Annotated in this window: 16 protein-coding genes; 9 read left to right on the top strand and 7 right to left on the bottom strand. The window is 71.2% G+C overall.

The features are described from left to right. Window positions 1-54 precede the first annotated feature (54 nt). Window positions 55-2,274, top strand: a complete 2,220-nt coding sequence (locus ACIBTX_RS31550; protein ID WP_357131110.1) for an MMPL family transporter — start codon at window positions 55-57, stop codon at window positions 2,272-2,274. Window positions 2,275-2,354: 80 nt separating this feature from the next. On the opposite strand, the gene ACIBTX_RS31545 is transcribed toward ACIBTX_RS31550, so the two are convergent. After that, window positions 2,355-3,197: an endo alpha-1,4 polygalactosaminidase gene (locus ACIBTX_RS31545; protein WP_357131107.1), complete on the bottom strand. Its 843-nt coding sequence runs from the start codon at window positions 3,195-3,197 to the stop codon at window positions 2,355-2,357. A gap of 110 nt (window positions 3,198-3,307) precedes the next feature. Beyond that, window positions 3,308-4,399, bottom strand: a complete 1,092-nt coding sequence (locus ACIBTX_RS31540; protein ID WP_396833369.1) for a CAP domain-containing protein — start codon at window positions 4,397-4,399, stop codon at window positions 3,308-3,310. 374 nt (window positions 4,400-4,773) lie between these two features. Here ACIBTX_RS31540 and ACIBTX_RS31535 point away from each other — a divergent pair, with 374 nt between their 5' ends. The 4 genes from ACIBTX_RS31535 (at window position 4,774) to ACIBTX_RS31520 (ending at window position 12,102) form a co-directional block, all read left to right on the top strand. After that, a complete protein-coding gene (locus tag ACIBTX_RS31535) occupies window positions 4,774-4,968 on the top strand; it encodes a hypothetical protein (protein WP_007456482.1) in 195 nt (64 codons plus the stop codon). A gap of 372 nt (window positions 4,969-5,340) precedes the next feature. Continuing rightward, window positions 5,341-8,955, top strand: coding sequence for a chromosome segregation protein SMC (smc, locus tag ACIBTX_RS31530; RefSeq protein WP_357131101.1), 3,615 nt, complete (start codon window positions 5,341-5,343; stop codon window positions 8,953-8,955). Beyond that, window positions 8,955-9,575, top strand: a complete 621-nt coding sequence (locus tag ACIBTX_RS31525) for an HAD-IA family hydrolase (RefSeq protein ID WP_357173267.1) — start codon at window positions 8,955-8,957, stop codon at window positions 9,573-9,575. Before smc ends, ACIBTX_RS31525 begins: the two co-directional genes overlap by 1 nt. A gap of 313 nt (window positions 9,576-9,888) precedes the next feature. Continuing rightward, window positions 9,889-12,102 (top strand): hypothetical protein, encoded by a 2,214-nt coding sequence (locus ACIBTX_RS31520; protein WP_357393011.1) that lies wholly within the window; start codon window positions 9,889-9,891, stop codon window positions 12,100-12,102. A gap of 244 nt (window positions 12,103-12,346) precedes the next feature. Here the strand turns inward: ACIBTX_RS31520 and ACIBTX_RS31515 are convergent, their stop codons facing one another. The 5 genes from ACIBTX_RS31515 to ACIBTX_RS31495 form a co-directional block, all read right to left on the bottom strand. Beyond that, complete coding sequence (locus ACIBTX_RS31515) at window positions 12,347-12,868, bottom strand: DinB family protein (protein WP_357173272.1); 522 nt, start codon at window positions 12,866-12,868, stop codon at window positions 12,347-12,349. 45 nt (window positions 12,869-12,913) lie between these two features. Beyond that, entirely contained in the window at window positions 12,914-13,408 is a 495-nt protein-coding gene (locus tag ACIBTX_RS31510) for a universal stress protein (RefSeq protein ID WP_355051558.1), read from the bottom strand. Between the two features lie 9 nt (window positions 13,409-13,417). Next, complete coding sequence (locus ACIBTX_RS31505; protein ID WP_357131089.1) at window positions 13,418-15,028, bottom strand: MDR family MFS transporter; 1,611 nt, start codon at window positions 15,026-15,028, stop codon at window positions 13,418-13,420. A gap of 82 nt (window positions 15,029-15,110) precedes the next feature. After that, on the bottom strand, window positions 15,111-15,551 hold the full coding sequence (locus ACIBTX_RS31500) for a MarR family transcriptional regulator (RefSeq protein WP_357131086.1): 441 nt from the start codon (window positions 15,549-15,551) through the stop codon (window positions 15,111-15,113). A 26-nt stretch (window positions 15,552-15,577) separates the two neighbouring features. Then, complete coding sequence (locus tag ACIBTX_RS31495; RefSeq protein ID WP_363660828.1) at window positions 15,578-17,290, bottom strand: alkaline phosphatase D family protein; 1,713 nt, start codon at window positions 17,288-17,290, stop codon at window positions 15,578-15,580. A gap of 83 nt (window positions 17,291-17,373) precedes the next feature. Between ACIBTX_RS31495 and ftsY the strand changes: the two genes are divergently transcribed. From ftsY to ACIBTX_RS31475, 4 genes are all read left to right on the top strand, one after another. Beyond that, on the top strand, window positions 17,374-18,555 hold the full coding sequence (ftsY, locus tag ACIBTX_RS31490; protein WP_357131081.1) for a signal recognition particle-docking protein FtsY: 1,182 nt from the start codon (window positions 17,374-17,376) through the stop codon (window positions 18,553-18,555). A 6-nt stretch (window positions 18,556-18,561) separates the two neighbouring features. After that, a complete protein-coding gene (locus ACIBTX_RS31485; protein WP_357131078.1) occupies window positions 18,562-19,425 on the top strand; it encodes an aminoglycoside phosphotransferase family protein in 864 nt (287 codons plus the stop codon). A gap of 275 nt (window positions 19,426-19,700) precedes the next feature. Then, on the top strand, window positions 19,701-21,110 hold the full coding sequence (locus ACIBTX_RS31480) for an ammonium transporter (RefSeq protein WP_357131075.1): 1,410 nt from the start codon (window positions 19,701-19,703) through the stop codon (window positions 21,108-21,110). Between the two features lie 25 nt (window positions 21,111-21,135). Then, window positions 21,136-21,474 carry a P-II family nitrogen regulator gene (locus ACIBTX_RS31475; RefSeq protein ID WP_007456507.1) on the top strand — a complete coding sequence of 113 codons (339 nt, stop codon included), beginning with the start codon at window positions 21,136-21,138 and terminating at the stop codon, window positions 21,472-21,474. The last annotated feature ends 14 nt before the right edge of the window (window positions 21,475-21,488 follow it).

Genomic DNA, 21,488 nt, shown 5'->3' with positions numbered 1-21,488 from the left:
ACCCCCCTAACGTCAGCACGGTCGGCAGGGGGTCGACGTGACAGGGGGGCACTGATGGGCAGCAGACCGGTGACGGTGCGGATGGCGCGGTGGAGCGCCGAGCATCCGTGGCGGGCGATCGCGATGTGGATCGTGTTCGTGGCGGTGTGCTTCGTTGGGGGCAACGCCGCCGGCCTCAGCGAGGCCACCAGCGGTGACCAGGCGATCGGCGAGGCCGGGCGGGCGAGCCTCATCATCGACGGCGGGGCCTTCGACGACCCGGCCGTGGAGAACGTCCTCATCACCTCCCGGGGCGGCGCCCTGGACCCGGCCGTGGCGAAGGCGGCCGCCGACGATGCCGCCGCCCGGCTGCGTACGGTCACCGGGGTTGCCGAGATCGGCGCACCCGTCACCGCGCGGGACGGGTCGGCGCTGCTGCTGCCGATCACGATGTCCGGTGACCCGGAGACGGCGTCCGACCGGGTGCAGCCGTTGCGGGACGCCACCGCCGGGGTGCAGAGCGCGCACCCCCAGGTACGCGTCGAACAGGTCGGCGGGCCGTCGATCGGTCAGGCGCTCGACGACACCCTCGGCAAGGACTTCGAGCGGGCCGAACTGCTGAGCCTGCCGGTGACCCTGGCCATTCTGATCATCGCGTTCGGCGCGTTGATCGCGGCCAGCGTGCCGGTGCTGCTGGCGCTCTCGTCGGTCGCCGCGGCGATGGGTCTGTCCACGCTGGCCTCGCACCTGGTGCCGGCCACCGACACCACGTCACCGGTGATCCTGCTGATCGGCATGGCGGTGGGGGTCGACTACTCGCTGTTCTACATTCGCCGGGAGCGGGAGGAACGCGCCAAGGGCCGCTCCGGCCTGGACGCCGTGGAGATCGCCGCGGAGACCTCCGGGCATGCCGTGGTGGTCTCCGGGGTTGCGGTGATCATCGCGATGGCCGGGCTGTTCCTCGCCGGCGACGTCGTCTTCTCGTCGCTGGCCGTGGGTTCGATCCTGGTGGTGGCCGTCGCGGTGACCGGTTCGCTGACCGTGCTGCCCGCCCTGCTGGCCCGGCTGGGCCGCTGGGTCGACCGTCCCCGGGTGCCGCTGCTGTGGCGCCTCACCGCGCCGCGCACGGGACGGCACGGCGAGGCGCGTACGCCCCGGCTCTGGCCGACGGTGCTGCGTCCCGCGCTGCGGGCGCCGGTGGCGACGCTCGTCATCTCGGTCGGTCTGCTGCTCGCGTTGGCCGCGCCGGCGCTCGGCATGAAGCTGAAGTTCCCCGGCATGGAGGACCTGCCGCGCACCACACCGGCCATGCAGGCGTACGACCGGCTCACCGCAGCCTTCCCGAGCACCGGCACCAATCACGTGGTGGCCGTGCGCGCGCCGGCCGACCAGGCCGACCGGGTGGGCGCGGCCCTCACCGACCTGGCCGCCCGCGCCTCCGCCGATCCGCTGTTCGCCCCCACGGAGGCGGACGGCCCGAAGATCAAGGTGTCGGCCGACCGGCGGGTGTCGGTGCTGGACGTCGCCACCCCGTACGCCAGCCGCGACGACCGGTCGGTGCAGTCGCTGGAGAAGCTGCGCGCCGACCTGGTCCCGGCCGAGCTGCGAGGCATCCCCGGCATCGAGTACGCGGTGGGCGGCAGCGTGGCCGACAGCGAGGACTACGCGGCGCACGTCCGCGACAAGCTGCCGCTGGTGATGGGCTTCGTGCTGGCGCTCACGTTCCTCGTCATGACGCTCACCTTCCGCTCGGTTGTGGTGGCGGCCAGCTCGATCGTGCTGAACCTGCTCTCGGCGGGCGCCGCGTACGGGCTGCTGGTGCTTGTCTTCCAGGGTGACTGGGCCGAGGGACTGCTCGGCTTCACGTCGATGGGGGCGATCGTCTCCTGGCTGCCGCTGTTCCTGTTCGTGGTGCTGTTCGGCCTCTCGATGGACTACCACGTGTTCGTGGTGAGCCGGATCCGCGAGGGGGTACGGGCCGGTATGTCCAACCGGGACGCGGTCTCGTACGGCATCACGTCGTCGGCCGGGGTGGTGACCAGCGCGGCGATCGTGATGGTCGGGGTGTTCTCGATCTTCGCCACGTTGAGCACGATCGACATGAAGCAGCTCGGCATCGGTCTGGCGGCGGCGATCCTGCTGGATGCCACGATCATCCGGGGTGTGGTGCTGCCGGCTCTGATGACCATGCTCGGGGACGCGAACTGGTGGGCGCCGCGGTTCCTGCGCCGGCGTCCGGAGCCTGCTCCCACCGACCCGCCGACCTCCGCCCCGGAGCTGGTGCCCGTCTCCTGAGCAGCAGATCGTTCCCCGTGCCGGGCCGCGACTCGCGGCCCGGCACGTGCCTTACCGGCGTGCACGGGGGCGCCGGGCGGTCACGGCAGCGGGCAGGGCTCCCGCCAGGCGTCCAACTCCCGGTCCTTGCGGATCGACGCGAAGCCGTAGCCGACCGTGGTGACGCAGAAGTCGTCGGTCGTGCCGACGTACTCGACGTGGAAGACCGGTTTGCCGGCGTCCGCGAACGGCAGCAGCTTGGCGCACTGGTCGAGCCGGACGCACTCCTCGTTGACCACGAAGTCGAAGTCGGGTGCCAGGGCCGCGAGCTGCGGCACGTCGTTGACCAGCCCGGGGGAGAGGTCCAGCGACCGGGCCAGGCGGGCCAGCCGGCGGTTGAACAGCAGTTGGTCGTCGAAGGCCAGGGGGAAACCGCTGCGGTGCGCGTACCCGTCGGCGTCGGCCAGCGCCACCGCGCCGAAGCCCTTGCCCCGGCACAGCCGGAACCGGTCGGTCAGCACCGGCTCCAGCGCGTCCCAGGCCCGTACGTCCAGCCACCGACTGCCGGACTGTCGACCGGGAGCGCCGAGCGCGACGGCGGGCAGTCGGCTGGCGTCCGGGTCGGTCGGGCGCACCGTGCCGACCGCCACCTGGCAGATCAGCCGTCGGTCCCGGGCGCGCAGCTCGGCCGTCTGCGCCGCCGTGGTCGCCACCGGGTCGAGCAGGAAGACGTCCGCGTCCACCGTCTCGTCGAGCGGGCCGTCGAGTTGCCACTGCCACTGCCAGTGGCGGGACTGGGCGGCCGGCCAGGGGGTGGGCGCGCCGGGCGGGGTCAGCTCGCGCCGGCAGCCGTACGCCGGCAGCACCAGGACGAGCGCGACGGCGGCCGACGCGATCCGGCGTAGCGGGCGTGCGGCGCGACGTCGCCGCGGCCGGATCCGCATCGGCAGCTCCCGGGTCCCGGGCGGCCGGTCGCCGCCCCCACCGGCACGCCGCCGTGTACCCCGGCGTACCCAACTGGGTCAACGAGCGCGGGGGCGTGGACGACGCGCGGTCAGCGCGGCGCCGCGAAGACCTGCGTCCAGTACGGCCCGTTACTGCTGGCGATGCCGACGCCGATCTCGGTGAACGCGCAGTTCAGGATGTTGGCGCGGTGCCCGGAGCTGTTCATCCAGGCATCCATCACGGCGGCCGGCGTCTTCTGGTTCCACGCCACGTTCTCGCCGTAGGTGCGCCACGCGTAGCCGACGCGGTCCAGCCGGACGCCCGTGTCGCTGCCGTCGCTGCCGGTGTGCGTCATCTTGCTGTGGTCGGCCTGGTCCTGGCTGTGCCGCTGCGCGGCGGTCATCAACTTGTCGTCGATGCTGAGCGCCTTGCAGCCGGCCTTGGCCCGCTCGGCGTTGACCAGGTCCACCACCTCGCGGGCCTGGTCGCTGACGGTGCCGCTGGCGGTGCTCGGCGCGGTGCTGCGATCGACGCTGCGGCGGGACGTGGCGGTGGTCCGCGACGAGGCGGGGGTGGGCTTGACGACCTTGCTCGGCGACGGGCTCGGCCGTGCCGGGCTGGGCGAGCTGGTCGCCGACGGTGGGGCCGGGGTGTCGCTGGTCGCCTGCTCGGTGGGGACCGCGGGCGCGGCGGCGACGGTGTCGTCGACGGCGGTCGGCTCGTCGGCCGTGCCGTTGCCGCCGGGCATCGCGAGCGCGCCGACGCCGATGCTCACCACGAGGGTGGCCGTCGCGGCCGCGCCGCCGATCATGAGCGGGCGACGCCAGTTCCGCGGCGAGCGGTGCCGTCCGGTGCCGGTCCGCCCGTCGCCGGCGGCCGCCGTGTTCCGGCCTCCGGTGGGGTACGCGTCGGTCCCGGCGCGCCACCCGTCCGTGACCTCAGTCGCCCGGGTGTCACCGGTCGGTTCGTCGCCTCGGGCGTGTCCCGGCCAGCTCGTGGTCGGCGCGTCCACGGGGGCGGCTTCCCAGCGGGGGGAGGGCTCGGCGGCGTGCCACTCGTCAGCGGGCTGGTCGGGGTCGTCCCCGAACAGGTACGCCGAGCGGGGCTCCGGGCGGTCTGTCAGCCAGTCCGGCTCGTCGGTCGGCCGCTCGGCGCGCCGGGCGGCGCCGTTCGGGTCCATCGGGTCGGTCCAGCCGTACACGCCTCTGCCTCCACGGGGTCGGTTGTGGGCCCGGGTGACGCTACGACTCGCCCGCGACCTGCGGCAACGTGGCTAAGGAAGAGTTAAGAGGAAGTCGGACGCCAAGGCGGTGACTTCCGGGAATACGGGCGTACAGTAAAGGCGTCCGGACAGAGCGTGTCCGTGCCTTGCGGCAGCCCCCCCGACAAGTGGACAGGTCGACGTGGAGATGATCTACGGCCTGCGAGAACTTGACGAAGGAGGGGTTTGCGGCTCAATATATAGGTGTCGCCAGTCGCGCCCGGTCATGCCCAGATACACCTGGAATGACAGCCGCGTACTTAATGGGCGCGCGCTTGGCCGGCCTTTCCGGCAGCGCATATCAAGGAGTCAGCATGGCGAAGGCCCTCTACGGCCACGTAGGTGCAGCGCCCGACCGGCGTCTGCTCGACGAGGTCACCCGACTGCGTGCCAGGGTTCAGGCACTGGAGTTCGAGATCACGCGTCTGCGTGCCGACAATGATCGGCTCGCGGCGGCTGCGGCGGAAGCGGACGACCTGCTCCGTCTCGCCGAGCCGGCGCTGACCTGATCTTCGGGGTTGGAAAACTGAATCGCAGCACCACCGCAAAAATGCGCGCCGACACTCGTGTGCCGGCGCGCAACGCTGTCCGGCCCCTTTCACGGCCGACGATTTATGATCTTGTAACTGGCTCGCTCTCAAGCGCTCCCGCAGTTTCGACAGAACGCCGGCAGGCACCTTTCGATCATGAGCGGTGTTTGTCTTTCCGTCACCGCCGCGACGAGAGCAGGGCCACCTCCCGCCTGACGGGGAGCGCGGGTCGTCGCCCCGGCCGGGGCGGGTCGCGTGCCGGGCGGGTGCCGTCACCGGGTTAGTCTGCGGGTTCACCCAGGTCCCCGCAGCCGGCGACGGTACGGCGGCCACCGGACGAGGATCGAGAAGGTGTATCTCAAGAGCCTGACGGTGAAGGGCTTCAAGTCCTTCGCCTCCGCCACGACGTTGAAGCTGGAGCCCGGGATCACCTGCGTGGTGGGCCCGAACGGCTCCGGCAAGTCGAACGTCGTCGACGCCATCGCCTGGGTGCTCGGCGAACAGGGCGCCAAGGCGCTGCGCGGCGGCAAGATGGAGGACGTCATCTTCGCCGGCACCGCCGGCCGTGCCCCGCTGGGCCGCGCCGAGGTCACCCTCACCATCGACAACACCGACGGCGCGCTGCCGATCGAGTACACCGAGGTCTCCATCACCCGCCGGATGTTCCGCTCGGGCGAGAGCGAGTACGAGATCAACGGCAACACCTGCCGACTTCTCGACATCCAGGAGCTGCTGTCCGACTCCGGCATCGGCCGGGAGATGCACATCATCGTCGGGCAGGGCCGCCTGGACGGCATGCTGCACGCCAAGCCGGAAGACCGCCGCTCGTTCATCGAGGAGGCGGCTGGCGTCCTCAAGCACCGCAAGCGCAAGGAAAAGGCGCTGCGCAAGCTCGACGCGATGCAAACCAACCTGAACCGGCTCACCGACCTCACCGCCGAGCTGCGCCGTCAGCTCAAGCCGCTCGGCCGGCAGGCCGAGGTCGCCCGCCGGGCGGCCGCCATCCAGGCCAACCTGCGCGACGCCCGGCTGCGGCTGCTCGCCGACGACCTGGCCACCCTGCGGACCACGCTCGACCGGGAGATCGCCGACGAGACCGCGCTGCGGGAGCGTCGCGAGCAGATCGAGGGCGAACACGCCGAGGTGCAGGGCCGGCTCGGCGAGTTGGAGGCCGCCCTCGCCGAGGACGCGCCGCTGCTCGCCGCGGCGCAGGACACCTGGTACAAGCTGTCCGCGCTGCAGGAGCGGTTCCGCTCGATCGAACAGCTCGCCCGGGAGCGGCTGCGGCACCTCAGCGCCAGCGGCGACGACGAACGGCCCGGCCGCGACCCCGACCAGTTGGAGGCCGAGGCCGAGCGCGTCCGCGAGCAGGAGGATGAGCTGCGCGCGGCGCTCACCGACGACCAGATCCGGCTGGCCGAGGCGGTCGAGCACCGCCAGGAGCTGGAACGGCAGCTCGCCGCCGCCGAGCGCGAGCTGGTCGCCGCCGCCAAGGCCATCGCCGACCGACGCGAGGGCCTGGCCCGCCTCACCGGCCAGGTCAACTCGGCCCGCGCCCGGACCACCAGCGCCGGTGAGGAGATCGAACGCCTCGCCGTCGCGCACGCCGACGCGCTGGGTCGCGCCGAACAGGCGCAGGCCGACCTGGACGAGGTCGCCGCCCAGTCCACCGAGGCGGACCGGGACAACGCGGACCTGGACGCCCGGCACGCCGAGGCGCTCGCCGTCCAGGAGCGCGCCCAGGCGGCCGTCCGGTCGCTTGCCGACGCCGAGCGGGCCGCGGAGAAGGACGCCGCCACCTGGAAAGCCCGCGAGGAGGCCCTGGCGCTGGGCCTGCGGCGCAAGGACGGCGCCGGGGCGCTGCTGGCCCGCGCCGGGGACGTACCCGGCCTGCTCGGCAGCCTGGCCGGGCTGCTCACCGTCGCGCCCGGACACGAGGCCGCGTTGGCCGCCGCGCTCGGCGGTCTCGCCGACGCGGTCGCCGTCAGCGGGGTGGACGAGGCCGTCGAGGCGATGCGGCTGCTCAAGATCTCCGACGCCGGGCGGGCCGGTCTGCTGGTCGGCAGCCCCGCCGGGCCCGGCATGACCGGATCGGCCGACGCGCTGCGCCCGAAGCTCCCCGACGGCGCCCGCTGGGCTCCCGACCTGGTGGAGTGCGCGCCCGACATCCGGCCGGCGGTGCACCGGGCGCTGCGGGACGTGGCGCTCGTCGACGATCTCGCGGCGGCGGCCGAGCTGGTCGCCGGCAACCCCGAGCTGCGGGCCGTCACGCCGGACGGTGACGTGGTCGGGGCGTACGCGGCGGCCGGCGGGTCGGCCAAGGCGCCCAGCTACATCGAGGTGCAGGCGGCCGTCGAGGAGGCCCGCGCCAACCGGCTCACCGCCGAGCGGACCGGCGCGGAGCTGCGCGACCAGCTCGTCGAGGCGCGCGCCGAGGTGACGACCGCGAAGGAGGCCGTGCAGCACGCCGCCGCCGAGAAGCGGGAGGCGGAGAGCCACCGCAACGCCGCCGCCCGCCGGCTCGCCGAGCTGGGCGCGGCCGCCCGTTCCGCCAAGGCGGAGACCGACCGGCTCGGGGAGTCCCACGCGCGCGCCGAGGCCGCCCGGCAGCGGGATCTCGCCACGCTCGACGAGCTCCAGGAGCGGCTGCGGCTGGCCGAGGAGACCCCGGTCGATGCCGAGCCCTCCACCGAGGAGCGGGACCAGCTCGCCGCCATGGTGCCGCAGGCCCGGCAGAACGAGATGGAGGTCCGGCTCGCGGTGCGTACCGCCGAGGAGCGCGTCTCCTCGATCGCCGGCCGGGCCGACTCGCTCGCCCGGCAGGCCACCGCGGAACGTGCCGCGCGCGAACGCGCCGCCGCCCGGCGGGCCGCGCGCGCCCGGGGCGCGGGCATCGCCCGGGCCGTGGCGGGCGGAGCGCGCGCGGCGCTCACCCGGCTCACCACGTCGATCGCGACGGCCGAGCAGCACCGCGACGCCGTCGCGCGCGAACGCGCCGCCCGCGAGGCGGAGCTTCAGGAGGTACGCGGAGCGGCCAAGCGCCTCGGCGCCGAGCTGGAGCGGCTGACCAGCCAGGTGCACCGCGACGAGGTGGCCCGCGCGGAGCAGCGGCTGCGGATCGAGCAACTGGAGGCGAAGGCCGCCGAGGACTTCGGGCTGGACGTGGAGACCCTCGTCGCCGAGTACGGCCCGAGCCAGCTCGTCCCACCGACCCAGGTCGACGTGGCCGCCGCCGAACGCGACGGTCTGCCGGTGCCCGAGCCGGTGCGCTACGAGCGGCCGGTGCAGGAGAAACGGGCCGCCAAGGCGGAACGCGAACTCGCCCTGCTCGGCAAGGTCAACCCCCTCGCGTTGGAGGAGTTCGCGGCGCTGGAGGAGCGCTTCAAGTTCCTCTCCGAGCAGTTGGAGGACCTCAAGGCCACCCGACGGGACCTGCTCACCGTCGTCAAGGACGTGGACGAGCGGATCCTGGAGGTCTTCGCCAGCGCCTTCGAGGACACCGCGCGCGAGTTCCAGCAGGTGTTCACGGTGCTCTTCCCCGGCGGCGAGGGCCGGCTCATCCTCACCGACCCCGAGGACCTGCTCACCACCGGCGTCGAGGTCGAGGCCCGCCCGCCGGGCAAGAAGATCAAGCGCCTGTCGCTGCTCTCCGGTGGCGAGCGGTCGCTGACCGCCGTGGCCATGCTCGTGGCGATCTTCCGCGCCCGGCCCAGCCCGTTCTACATCATGGACGAGGTGGAGGCGGCCCTGGACGACGTGAACCTGGGCCGGCTCATCACGCTGCTGGCACAGTTGCGGGAGAAGAGTCAGCTGATCGTCATCACGCACCAGAAGCGGACGATGGAGATCGCCGACGCGCTCTACGGGGTGACCATGCGCAGCGGGGTCACCCAGGTGATCAGTCAACGGCTCAACCGAACCGACGAGGACGACCAGCGGCCCGGCCGCGGCGAGGAGAACGGGTAGTGGCTCGGGAACGCGCGAAGGCGCTCCTGCTGGACTTCGACGGCGTACTGCGCCGGTGGGACCCGGCGGTGGCCGCCGACGTCGAGCGGGAGTACGGCCTCTCCGAAGGGGTGCTCACCGAGATCGCCATGCAGTGGGGGAGGCTCCAGCCGGTGCTCACCGGCCAGGTCAGCCACGCCGACTGGGTGAGCAGCGTGGCCGACGCGCTCGCCGAGCCGGCCGGCGGGCCGGACCGGGCCCGCGCGGCCGTCGAGCAGTGGCAGCGCTACCGGGGTGAGGTTGACGAAAAGGTGCTCGACTTCGTCCGGGAGGTGCGCGCCGCCGGCATTCCCGTCGGCCTGGGCACCAACGCCACCGACCTGCTCGACGCCGACCTCGCCGTGCTCGGCCTGGTCGGCGAGTTCGACGTGGTGGTCAACTCGTCCACCCTCGGCGTGCACAAGCCCGCTCCGGAGTACTTCCAGGCCGCCTGCCAGGCGCTGGCCACCCCACCGGCCCGGGTGCTCTTCGTCGACGACGAGGACTGGGCGGTACGGGGCGCCCGCGCCGCCGGGCTGTCGGCGCACCGCTGGGGCGGCCACGCCGACCTGCGCTACCTGCGGGCCGCGCTGGCGGCGTGAGGAACGATCAGCGCAGACCGGGGACCTGGGTGACCGTGAACGGCCAGGCTGGACTGGGCGCGTTGAGCTGACTGTTCCCAGTGCAGACGGCCGACGGTGGTCGGTGACTGCGACCGGCCCCCTCCAGCGGTCAGCCCGGGTACGTGTCCGGGCACGCCGGCAGGAACGGCTGTAGCTCCCGGCCCCGCATTGATTCGACTTGACCCGGTGACGCGGTGAACCTTCGTGATGGGCGCACCGTAGGGGAGTTGGACCCGGCCACCCGTACGAGAGGAGCAGAAACATGCCCCGACGCCCCAGAGCTTATGATCCGATGGCCTACGACGAGGTCATCGCCGACCCTGGCGTCGCCGATGCCCGCCTCGTGATGGCCTGGGCACACGCGTCCGGCAGATTGAATCCCAAAACCAGGAAATACACTGACCTGAACCAGAAAGTGTTGGACGACTTTGCCGATTCTCACGGGCTCCCCTCCGGCTACTACACACTGAAGCGGAAGGGTTCCGAACACCTCCTGCAGGACCATCCTGAGCGTGCCCCTGGCGGCGTCAACCCGGGAGCTGTGGCAGCTCAGCGAATTCGACCGCCCGCCGGATGGGGGCGTGTTTTCACAGCGGCGGCGTATCAGGAGGTCATTGATTTACCTGGGCTCGCCGATCCCCTGCTAGTAGCGGCCTGGGCGCATGAAACGGGTCGTCTGTCCCGCTTGGACATAGCCAGGGTGACTCCGGGGGTGGTGAACGATTTTGCCACCGCACACGGGCTACCTGCAGGCTCGTACACCCTCATCTACAGCGGCGAAGGCTCGGTCTACTCGCCGAAGTCTTACCGGCTGCAATCGAACCCGGATCTTTTTCCCGGCGGCGCGGACCCAAATTCTGCGGCACCCATCAGGATTCGCCCACCCGACGGCTGGGGGCGGAATTATGAAAGGCTGGCTTACGATGAGGTCATCGACAACCCAGAAGTCGCCGATGTCAAACTCCTCGTAAGATGGGCGCGGGCGACCGGCCGACTCCCCGCTTCGGGAACAATCGACAAAGTCGGCCGGGACATGTTGGTGGACTTCGCCGCCGACCACGGGCTCCCCCCGGCCTCATACACCCTCACCTACGACGGTCGCGGCAGCGCCGTATCGACGAAGTCATATCGGCTGCGGGCACACCGCGAGAATTTCCCCAACGGTGCCGATCGAGCGTGGGCAGCGGCGAAGAGGATGCAGTTTTCCCTCGCGGGGGAAAAACCCTATGCGCCGGCCGCCTACCTGGACGTCATATTCAGCCCCGGCATCGTCGACGGCCGGCTCGCCTTGGCCTGGGCGCGGGAGACCGGCCGACTCGCTGACCCGAAATCTGGACTGGCGAACTTGAGACAGGGGGTGTTGAACGACTTCGCCACTGCCCACGGATTGCCCAACGGGTATTACACTCTCGCCAAAGTGGGTCGTGAATATTTCGTGGAGTCACACCCGGACCGCGCGCCCTATGGTGCCGACATGACCCAGGCGGCAGCTCAAAAAATTCCCCTGCCCGCCGGCTGGGTGAGAACCTTTACGCCCGCCGCCTACCAGGAAGTCATCGACAATCCATGCATCGTCGATGACCGACTCCTGCAAGCCTGGGCTCGCGACACCGGCCGGCTCGCCCACGCCACCAGTTCAAACATGACCGTGGCTGTGTTGAACGATTTCACCGATGCCCATGGACTCCCCAGAGGTTCGTACACCCTGCCCAGAGAGGGCGGGAACTGCTTCCTACAGTCACACCCCGACCGCTTCCCCTATGGTGCCAACCCGGAACAGGCGGCGGCGGCCAGGATCAGTCTGCCGGCGGGCTGGCGACCGGGCGTTCCCGCCGAGGCCCGCCAGCACGACCAGGTTCTCGACCCGCTTGGCAACCGGCTGCCCGCACCAGGAGCACCCGCCCTTGCCTATTCGGCGCCCTCCGGGCAGTACGCCGCCGACCCTGCGCCGCAGGGCGACTATGCGCAAAATCCGTACGAGTTTGCGTCCTCGGCGCAATTCCAGTATGCCGGTCCAGGACCGGCAGGACCGGATCTGAGGTACCCGAGCGTAAATCCCTATGCGGTCGAGGCCCAGCCGCCGCTTGCGCTCCAACGATCCCATCCCTCCCACGACGTCAGTAGGTACACATCTGACTACGGGACGAGCGCGTCCTACGGCTTCAACCAGCCCACCACCGATGCCTCCCGATACACCGGATACTCCGACAGCGGAGGTCCCAACCCTTCCTCCGCCGGCCCGAGCCTGTCCAATTACCACGACTACGCCCGAGTCGTCAGCGCGCCGAACTATCAGTACGGCAGCAGCAGCGTCAACCAGGAAGCCATCAGCTACACGACACAACAGATGGACTCCATGAGCATCACGACCAACAGTTGGCAGCATGACGTGGCAGGCGTCCAGTCATCAGCGCGCCCGGCGAACCAACAGGCCGACTACAGCTTCGACGAAGTGCGGCCACCGACTCCCGAACAGGGGCGCAGAAAACACCGCCGACGCCGTTAGCTGTCGAAGACCGTCGCAGGCGCACCCTGGCGCGGTCAGACGCGCGGCGGCGAGGTCGGGGCTACCCGGCCCCGACCTGGGCTGTCCCGCCGCCCGGACTCCGCCTCGGCTCGACCGCCCTTATGAAACAGGCCCTGGAAGCGGGTGGCCGGGCCCGCCTGGTGCCGACCTACCCGACCCCGCCGGTTCGTCGGTGCTGCCTACGCCGCTGGGCGCGCACACGCTGGCGGCCGGGCGGATGGGGTCACTCGCCGGTGACGCCGTCGATGCGTTCCCGGATCAGGTCGGCGTGGCCGTTGTGCCGGGCGTACTCCTCGATCATGTGCACGTACACCCAGCGCAGGTTGAAGGTGCGCTTCTTGCTGCCGACCTCGATGAACGTCTCGTCGAGGGAGTGCCCGGCGGCGGCCGCGCGGGCCAGTGCCACCTCCCGGTGGAAGGTGGCGAAGTCCGCCTCGGCGTCGGCGGCGCTCACGTCGTGGTCGGCGTCCGGGTTCTCGGGCGTGAAGTACGGGTAGTCGACCCGCTCGCCGGCGAAGCACTCCCGGAACCACCACGCCTCCACCTCGGCGAGGTGCCGGACGAGGCCGAGCAGGGTCAGCCCGGACGGCTCGACGCTCGGCGTGCGCAACTGCTCCTCGGTGAGACCCGCGCACTTGAGCAGTAGTGTCTGCCGGTGGTAGTCGAGCCAGCCGTCGAGCATCGTGCGCTCGTCGCCGACGTACGGTTCGGGGGTCCGGGTGAGCTCCGGTGCGGTCCACGTCATGGCGCGCATCCTGCCCGGGACGTGGGACAACACGCGACGGGTTATTCAGGGCACCACGACGACGGGCCAGTGCCCCTTGCGAACCAGCCGGGTGGCGACCGAGCCGACCAGCCGGTGCCCGGCCTGTTCGGACGCGCCCACCACGACCATGTCGGCCCGGAACTCGTCGGCCGCCGCACACAGCTCGGCGTACGCGTCGCCGCGTCGGCACAGCAGCGTCACCGGAATGCCCAGCTGCTCGGCCCCGCGTCGGCACTCCCGGCGCAGCTCGTCGGCCAGCTCGTCGTGGGTGCGCTGGACCGCGCCGGCGTCCATCCCGGGCACCAGGGAGGTGAGGCCGCTCGCCGAGCTGACGAAGACCACCACGAGCGCGGCGCCCTGGCGGCGGGCCAGCCCTGCGGCGTAGGAGCCGGCCCGCCCGGAGGTGCGGGTGCCGTCGACGCCCACCATGATCACCCTCGGGCCGTCGGTGCCGCGCTCGAAGGGAAGCGAGCTGACCCGGGGGCCGTACTCCTCGCGGTCCGGTGCTCCCACGCCCATGGCTCTACCTCACCTCTGCTCACCGGCGGGCACCGCGCCAGCGCCTACGACAGGATTCGATTCCCGCTCGCCCCCGCCGGAAACCGGGCTGCCGTTGTGCTGCCGCAGCGGCACTTCCTTGATGAAGAGCACGGCGATCAACGCGATCAGCGCGAACGGGGCGGCGGCCAGGAAGATGTCACCGGCGCCGTGGCCGTACGCGGCCTCCACCACCACCCGCAGCGGGCCGGGCAGGGCGTGCACGTCGGGCAGGGTGCCGCCGCTGCCGGAGCTGGACGCGGGGATGCCGAGCTGGGACAGTCCGTCGGCGGTGTAGTCCTTGACCTTGTGGGCGAGGACCGCGCCGAGGGCGGAGACGCCGATCGCGCCGCCCAGGCTGCGGAAGAACGCCACCACCGAGCTGGCCGCGCCGAGCTCGTGCGTGCCGACGGTGTTCTGCACGGCGAGGACGAGGTTCTGCATGGTGAGGCCCAGGCCGACGCCGACCAGCAGCATGTAGACGCTGAGCAGGGCGTAGCTGGTGTCCGCGCGCAGCGTGCCCATGAGCGCGAAGCCGACGGTGAGCAGCGCCGAACCGGCTACCAGGAACCGCTTCCAGCGGCCGGTCTTCGTGATGATCCGTCCGCCCACGGTCGAGGCGACCAGCAGGCCGAGGATCATCGGCAGGGTCATCAGGCCGGCCATCGTCGGGGACTCGCCCCGGCTGATCTGGAAGTACTGGCCCAGGAAGATCGACGCGCCGAACAGGCCCACGCCCACCGCGACGCTGGCGACGACGGCGAGGGTGATCGTCCGGTTGCGGAACAGCCGCGGCGGGATCATCGGCTCGGCGGCGCGGGTCTCCACCCGGATGGCGAGCGCGCCGAGGAGCAGGGCGCCGAGCACCATGGCGACGGTCTGCCAGGACGCCCAGGCGAACTGGTCGCCGGCCAGGGAGACCCAGATCAGCAGCACCGAGACCGCCGCCGTGATCAGGGTGGCGCCCCACCAGTCGATCTGTGCCCGGCGCTTGACCACCGGCAGGTGCAGGGTCTTCTGGAGCACGACGAGCGCGGCGATGGCGAACGGCACGCCGACGTAGAAGCACCAGCGCCAGCCGAGCCACGAGGTGTCGACGATCACGCCGCCGATCAGCGGGCCGCCGATGGTGCCGACGGCCATCACGGCGCCCAGGTAGCCGCTGTAGCGGCCCCGCTCGCGCGGCGCGATGATCGTCGCCAGGATCACCTGGGCCAGCGCGGTGAGGCCACCGGCGCCGACGCCCTGGAGCACCCGGCAGGCGATCAGCTCGCTGGTGCCCTGCGCCAGGCCGGCCAGCACCGAGCCCAAGACGTAGATGCCCAGGGCGAGCTGGACCAGTGTCTTCTTACTGGTCAAATCGGCTAGTTTGCCCCAAATTGGGGTGGTCGCGGTGGTCGCGAGCAGCGCCGAGGTGACCACCCAGGTGTAGGCGGACTGACCGCCGTGCAGCTCCGTGATGATCCGCGGCAGCGCGTTCGAGACGACCGTGGAGGAGAGGATCGCGACGAACATGCCAAGCAGCAGCCCGGAGAGGGCCTCCAGGATCTGCCGGTGGGTCATGTCGACGGCGGGCGCTCGGGACGCTGTCGCCTGGGTCATCGTGTGGTGCCTCCAGCCTTGACGCTTTGGTTGCCTCAAGCAACAACTGGGGAGAAGGTGACAACATTCCCCACGTCACGGGTCATCTCCAGGAATCGTTGAACCGGCCGAGGAGCCGAGCGAACTCCTCCACGTCCCGGGCCGGCCAGTCGTCCAGCGCCCGCAGGAACTCGCCCAACCGGGCGGACCGGGCCACGTCGAACCGTCGCTGGCCCTCCTCGGTGAGGCTGATCTGCGCCGCCCGCCGGTCACTCGGGTCGGGCTCGCGGTGCACCAGGCCGAGTGCCTCCAACCCGTTGATCTGCCGGCTGAGCGTTCCCTTGCCCACGCCGAGCCGCGCCGCCAGCTCGGTCAGCCGGATCGACCCGCTGCGCCGCAACCAGAGCAGCAGCCCGTAGGTGTTCGGTTCGAGGGTCGGGTGCACCTCGCGGGCGATCTCCCAGGAGACCGCCCGCCCGCGACGCAGCAGCGCGGTCAGCTCGTGCTCGACGGCCCGGATCGGTTCCGGCTGATGCTCGCTCACGGCCTAGAGAGTACGGCGAGGCCCGGTCACCCGTCGCCGGAGAGGCGGCGGCTCATCACCGGGCGTAGGTGCCCGTCGCTGGTCGTACCCTCGATGATCACCTCAGCCTGCCGGCCCCGGTGGGTCAGAGTGGCGACCGCATTGCCGAAGTAGGGCCCGGCCAGCTTGCGCCAGCGCACCCCCGGCCGCCGGACACCCGCCGAGCGGGCCAGCGCCCGGGTGGCCCCCGCCGGGCCCGACGACCAGCCCATCTTCATCAGCGGTCGGATGCCGGCCGGCACCTGGTTGTGGATCGGCGAGCAGGTGAGCTGGTGCACCGGCGTGACCACCGCGGGGTCGGCGAACCGGGCCCGGGCCACGTACGAGTGGTGCACGTCCCCGGAGAGCACGCTGATCGACGCCGGTGGGGCGTACGCCGGGCCGGCGCCGACCCGTGCGCCGGGCGCTCTCGGCGTGCCGGTGCCGATCCGGGCGAACGTCTCACCGAGCGCCTCGAAGGACCGTCGGAACGCCGCCCAGTGCTCCAGATCGAGAGCCCGGCGCAGCTTCTCGGCCGTCCGGGCCACCCACGGCCGGCGCGAGTCGGCCAGCTTCTCGTTCCACGCCTCGATGTGGTGGATGCCCTGGGGCAGCAGCCAGGGCAGCGAGGCGCCCACCACGAGGTGGTCGTAGACGCCGTGGGCCTGGTCCAGGAACCACGACCACTCACCCGGCGGCAGCATCGCCCGGCTGCCCGGCTCGAGCACCCGGCTGCACCTGTTGTCGAGCATGACCAGTCGGGTACGCCCCAGGTCGAGCGCGTAGCTCCACTGGTACTGCACGGCCCGCCAGCGCTCGGTGTCGTGTGCCAGGTCGGCCTCCTGGTCGACCCGGTGCCCGAACTCGCGCAGCACGCCGGTGGCGTCCTCGGCGGCGACGACCTTGGCGAAGACCGGGTCGGCGGCGATCTCGTCCGGCGCGAGGTTGCCCAGGTGCTGGTAGACCCAGTACGAGGCCAGCCCGCTGCCGATCCGTTCGGCCCACCACGGCTGCTCGCGCATCTCGGCACGCCACGACGCCGAGGTGTTCCAGTCGTCGATGATCTCGTGATCGTCGAAGATCATCACGCTGGGCACGGTGGAGAGCAGCCAGCGGATCTCCGGATCACGCCACGACTCCAGGTAGAGCTTCGTGTACTCGTCGAAGCTCACCACCTGGTCGGCCGGAGCGCCCTTCGGCCGCCGACGGCGTCGGCGCAGCAGCCGACGCACGGTCGGTGAGGTGACATCGGCGTACACCTGGTCACCGAGGAGCACCAGCAGGTCCGGCAGCGGGTTCGACTCCGGGTCCGCCATCGACCGCCGGGCGTACGCGTCCAGGGCGTCCGGCGGGAGCTTGCGGGTGGTGGCGTGCTGGGTGGTCTCGCGACACGAACCGAAGATCAGGTTGACCGGCTGGTCCAGGTCGTCGACCGCCCGGGTACGGATGACGCTGGGCGGGAAGCCGCTGCTCTCCACGGGCCACACCAACTCGTCGTCGACCAGCACCTCGTACGTGGTGGTGCTGTCCGGGGTGAGGCCCTCCACCACGACGAGGGCGTAGTGGTGGTCGTACGCCGAGAAGGTGGGCGCGGTGCCGGTGGCGCCGTCGGCGGTGCGGACGGTGACCACGGCGGGCGCGGCGGTCTCCACCCAGATCGTCGCCCGAGTGTCGACCACTCGCCGCAGAAGTGGGCCGATCAGGAGGTGTGCGGCGGGCATGACGCGAGCCTACCGCCGGTTTCCGGACACCGGCCGGGTGCGGTGGCTGGGACGGCGTCGCCGGCATCTGACAGGATTCCGGCATGGCCGAATATCTCGTCCTCGCTCTGGTCCTGCTCGGTGTGCTGATCGTCGGCACAGTCGGGCTGGTCGTGCCCCGTCTGCGGCGGCGGCCCGAGCCTCCGCTGCCGCGCACCGAGGTCGACACCCGGGCCGAAGAGGATCTCGCCGGTCCGCCGGTCGAGGCACCAGAGTCCGATCTGTCCACCGGTGTCCTGGTCGAGCCGCCGCCGGTGCTCGAACCGCAGGTCGAGGTCCCCGAGCCGACCGCCGGGCGGCTGGTCCGGCTCCGCTCCCGCCTGTCGCGCTCGCAGAACGTGTTCGGCAAGGGCCTGCTCGGCCTGCTCGCCCGCGACCACCTCGACGAGGACGTCTGGGAGGAGATCGAGGACAGCCTGATCACCGCCGACGTCGGCGTCGACGCGACCCGCGACATCGTCGACCGGCTGCGCGAGCAGACCCGCGTGCTGGGCACCCGCTCGGCCGGTGAGCTGCGCGCGCTGCTCGCCGCCGAGCTGGTCAACGCCCTCGACCCGAGCATGGACCGTTCGCTGCGCACCGCCCCCAAGGACGGCGTGCCGGCGGTCGTGCTGGTCGTCGGCGTCAACGGCGCCGGCAAGACCACCACGTGCGGCAAGGTCGCCCGGGTGCTGGTCGCCGACGGCCGTACCGTGCTGCTCGGCGCCGCCGACACCTTCCGGGCCGCCGCCGCCGACCAGTTGCAGACCTGGGGCGAACGGGTCGGCGCGGAGACCGTGCGGGGCCCCGAGGCGGCCGACCCGGCCAGCGTGGCCTTCGACGCCGTCAAGCGGGGCATCGACACCGGCGTGGACACGGTGCTCATCGACACCGCCGGTCGCCTGCAGAACAAGGTCGGCCTGATGGACGAGCTGGGCAAGGTCAAACGCGTCGTGGAGAAGCAGGGACCGATCGACGAGACGCTGCTCATCCTCGACGCCACGACCGGCCAGAACGGTCTGGAGCAGGCCCGGGTCTTCACCGAGGTGGTCAACGTGACCGGCGTGGTGCTGACCAAGCTCGACGGCACCGCCAAGGGCGGCATCGTGATCGCCGTACAGCGCAAGCTCGGCATCCCGGTCAAGCTCGTCGGTCTCGGCGAGGGCAAGGACGACCTCGCGCCGTTCGACCCGGCGCAGTTCGTCGACGCGCTGCTGGGCACCGAGCCCGCTGGACGGGACGCGTAGTCTCGGGTGACCAGTGACGATCGCGCGTACGCGGGCTGGCGTGATCCCGGCCATTCCTCGCAGCGCCTCGGGAGACCGTACGTGACTTCGCAGGAGATCCCGCTGCACGGCGGGAACGTGAGCACCGTGGTCCGGGTCGGCGACACGGTCCGTCGCAACGCCGGGCCGTGGACCCCGTCCGTGCACGCCCTGCTCCGGCACCTGGAGTACGTCGGCTTCACCGGCGCTCCGCGGGCGCTCGGGATGGACGAGCGCAACCGTGAGGTGCTGTCGTACCTGGAGGGGGAGTGCGGGGAGTACCCGCTCGCCCCGCACTGGGTGACCGACGAGGCGCTGGTCACCGTCGCCACCATGCTGCGGATGTTCCACGACGCGCAGTACGGCTTCGCCCCGCCGACGGGGGCCGTCTGGCGCTCGTTCGGCCCTCCGCCGCCGGACACCGAGGTGATCTGCCACCACGACGCCGCCCCGCACAACGTGATCTGGCGTCCGGACGGCACCCTCGGGCTGATCGACTTCGACCTCGCCTCGCCCGGCGCGCGGATCTACGACGTGGCGTACGCGGCGTGGACGTGGGTGCCGATCTTCGCCGACCGGGACTCGATCACCCTGGGCTGGAAGCACCCGGACCGCCCGCGCCGGCTGCGTCTGTTCGCCGACGCGTACGGGTTGATCCCGCGGGACCGGCACCGACTGATCCGCACCATCCGCAAGCGGATCGTGGATCACGTCGAGGGCATCCGCCGGATGGCCGCCGCCGGTGAGCCGGCGTTCGTCCGGATCGTGCACAAGGGGCACCTGCGGCGTCCGATGCGCGACCTGCGGCTGCTCGACTACGAGCGGCACGCTCTGGAGAACGCCCTCCGCTGAGCGCGGACCGGTCGATGCTCGGCCGGGCCCGTCAAGCGGACCGGTCGATGGGCCTGGCCGGTCAGCCATCGACGTGCGCCGTCCGAACGATCCACCATTGTCCATGCCGCCGACTGTGCGGACTCCGTGACACGTACGAAACAAGCCGTCACGAATTGGAAACCCGCACGGGACCCTGGGTGAAACAGCCGGCAACAAAGCTTCCGCGCAACCGGCCTACGGGCGACGCTGCCCCGGAAAGCCGCGAAGGAGGACTTCACCTTTAGGAGGCCAGCGTGCCTGAAGCACCGACGATCGACGGCGCCAATACTACGTGGCTGCTGGTTTCGACCGCGCTCGTGCTGCTCATGACCCCGGGACTGGCGCTGTTCTACGGCGGCCTCAACCGGGCCAAGGGCGTACTCAACATGATGATGATGAGCTTCTCCGCCATCGGGCTCATCTCTATTCTGTGGTGGTTTTACGGCTTCAGCGTCGCCTTCGGGACCGACGTGAACGGCTTCTGGGGCGACCCGGGCGCGTACCTCGGCACCAAGACCTTCCTCGCCGAGACCGACCTGTGGGGCGCGACGACGGAGAACCCCAGCGGCATCGGCATTCCGCTCTACGTGTTCATGGCCTTCCAGATGGTCTTCGCCGTGATCACCGTCGCGCTGATCAGCGGTGCCATCGCCGACCGGGCCAAGTTCGCCGGCTGGCTGCTGTTCGCGTTCGGCTGGGCCACCCTGGTCTACTTCCCGGTCGCCCACTGGGTGTGGGGCGGCGGCATCATCGGCGGTGACATCCACGCGCTGGACTTCGCCGGCGGTACCGCGGTGCACATCAACGCCGGTGCGGCGGCCCTGGCCGTGGCACTGGTGCTCGGCAAGCGTCTCGGCTGGCCCCGCGAGGGCATGAAGCCGCACAACATCCCGCTCGTCGCGCTCGGCGCCGGTCTGCTGTGGTTCGGCTGGTTCGGCTTCAACGCCGGCTCGGAGCTGACCGTCGACGGGGTCGCCGGTCTCGCCTTCATCAACACCCAGCTCGCCACCGCCGCCGCGGTGCTCGGCTGGATCGCGGTCGAGTGGGTCAAGGACCGCAAGCCGACCATGGTCGGTGCCTCGTCCGGCGCGGTCGCCGGCCTGGTCGCCATCACCCCGGCCTGTGGCTTCATCGCCCCGTGGGCGTCCGTCCTGCTCGGCATCGTCGCCGGCATCGTGTGCGCGCTCGCCGTCAGCCTGAAGTACAAGCTGGGCTACGACGACTCCCTCGACGTGGTCGGCGTGCACTTCGTCGGTGGCTGGATCGGCTCGCTCTGGCTCGGCCTGTTCGCCACCAACTCGGTCAACGCCGCGATCAGCGACGTGGTCGGCGCCTCCGACGGCCTGTTCTACGGTGGCGGCGTGACCCAGCTCGGTCGGCAGGCCCTGGCCGGCCTGATCGTCACCGCCTGGTCGTTCGGCATCGCCTGGGTGCTCGCCTTCGTCATCGAGAAGACGATCGGCTTCCGCGTCAAGAACGAGGCCGAGGTCGAGGGCATCGACATCGCCGAGCACGCTGAGAGCAGCTACGACCTGTCCCCGTCCGGCGGCGGCACGGGTGGCGCGTTCGCGATGGCCGGCATCGGCACCCCCGGTGGCGCGCCGAGCACCGCCGCTCCCGAGACCGACTCCACCGAGCCGGTCAGCGCCAAGGTCGCCGGTTAACGTTCCTTAGATGGAGGGGTTGGACATGAAGCTGGTGACCGCGGTCATCAAGCCGTACCAGCTGGACGCGGTGAAGGAGGCTCTGCACGCCCTGGGCGTGGCCGGGCTGACCGTCAGCGAGGTCCAGGGGTACGGACGGCAGAAGGGGCACACCGAGGTCTACCGGGGTGCCGAGTACACGGTCGAGTTCCTGCCCAAGATCCGGGTCGAGGTGCTCACCGACGAGATCGACGTGGAAAAGATCGTGGACGCCATTGTCGGCGCCGCCCGTACGGGCAAGATCGGCGACGGCAAGGTCTGGGTCACCGGTGTCGAAGAGGTCGTCCGGGTACGTACCGGCGAACGCGGCCTCGACGCCCTCTGATCCGGACCACGACT

Origin of the sequence: Micromonospora sp. NPDC049359, assembly GCF_044466585.1 — a bacterium.
Classification (GTDB): domain Bacteria; phylum Actinomycetota; class Actinomycetes; order Mycobacteriales; family Micromonosporaceae; genus Micromonospora.
This window is presented reverse-complemented; position numbering and strand designations above follow the sequence as displayed.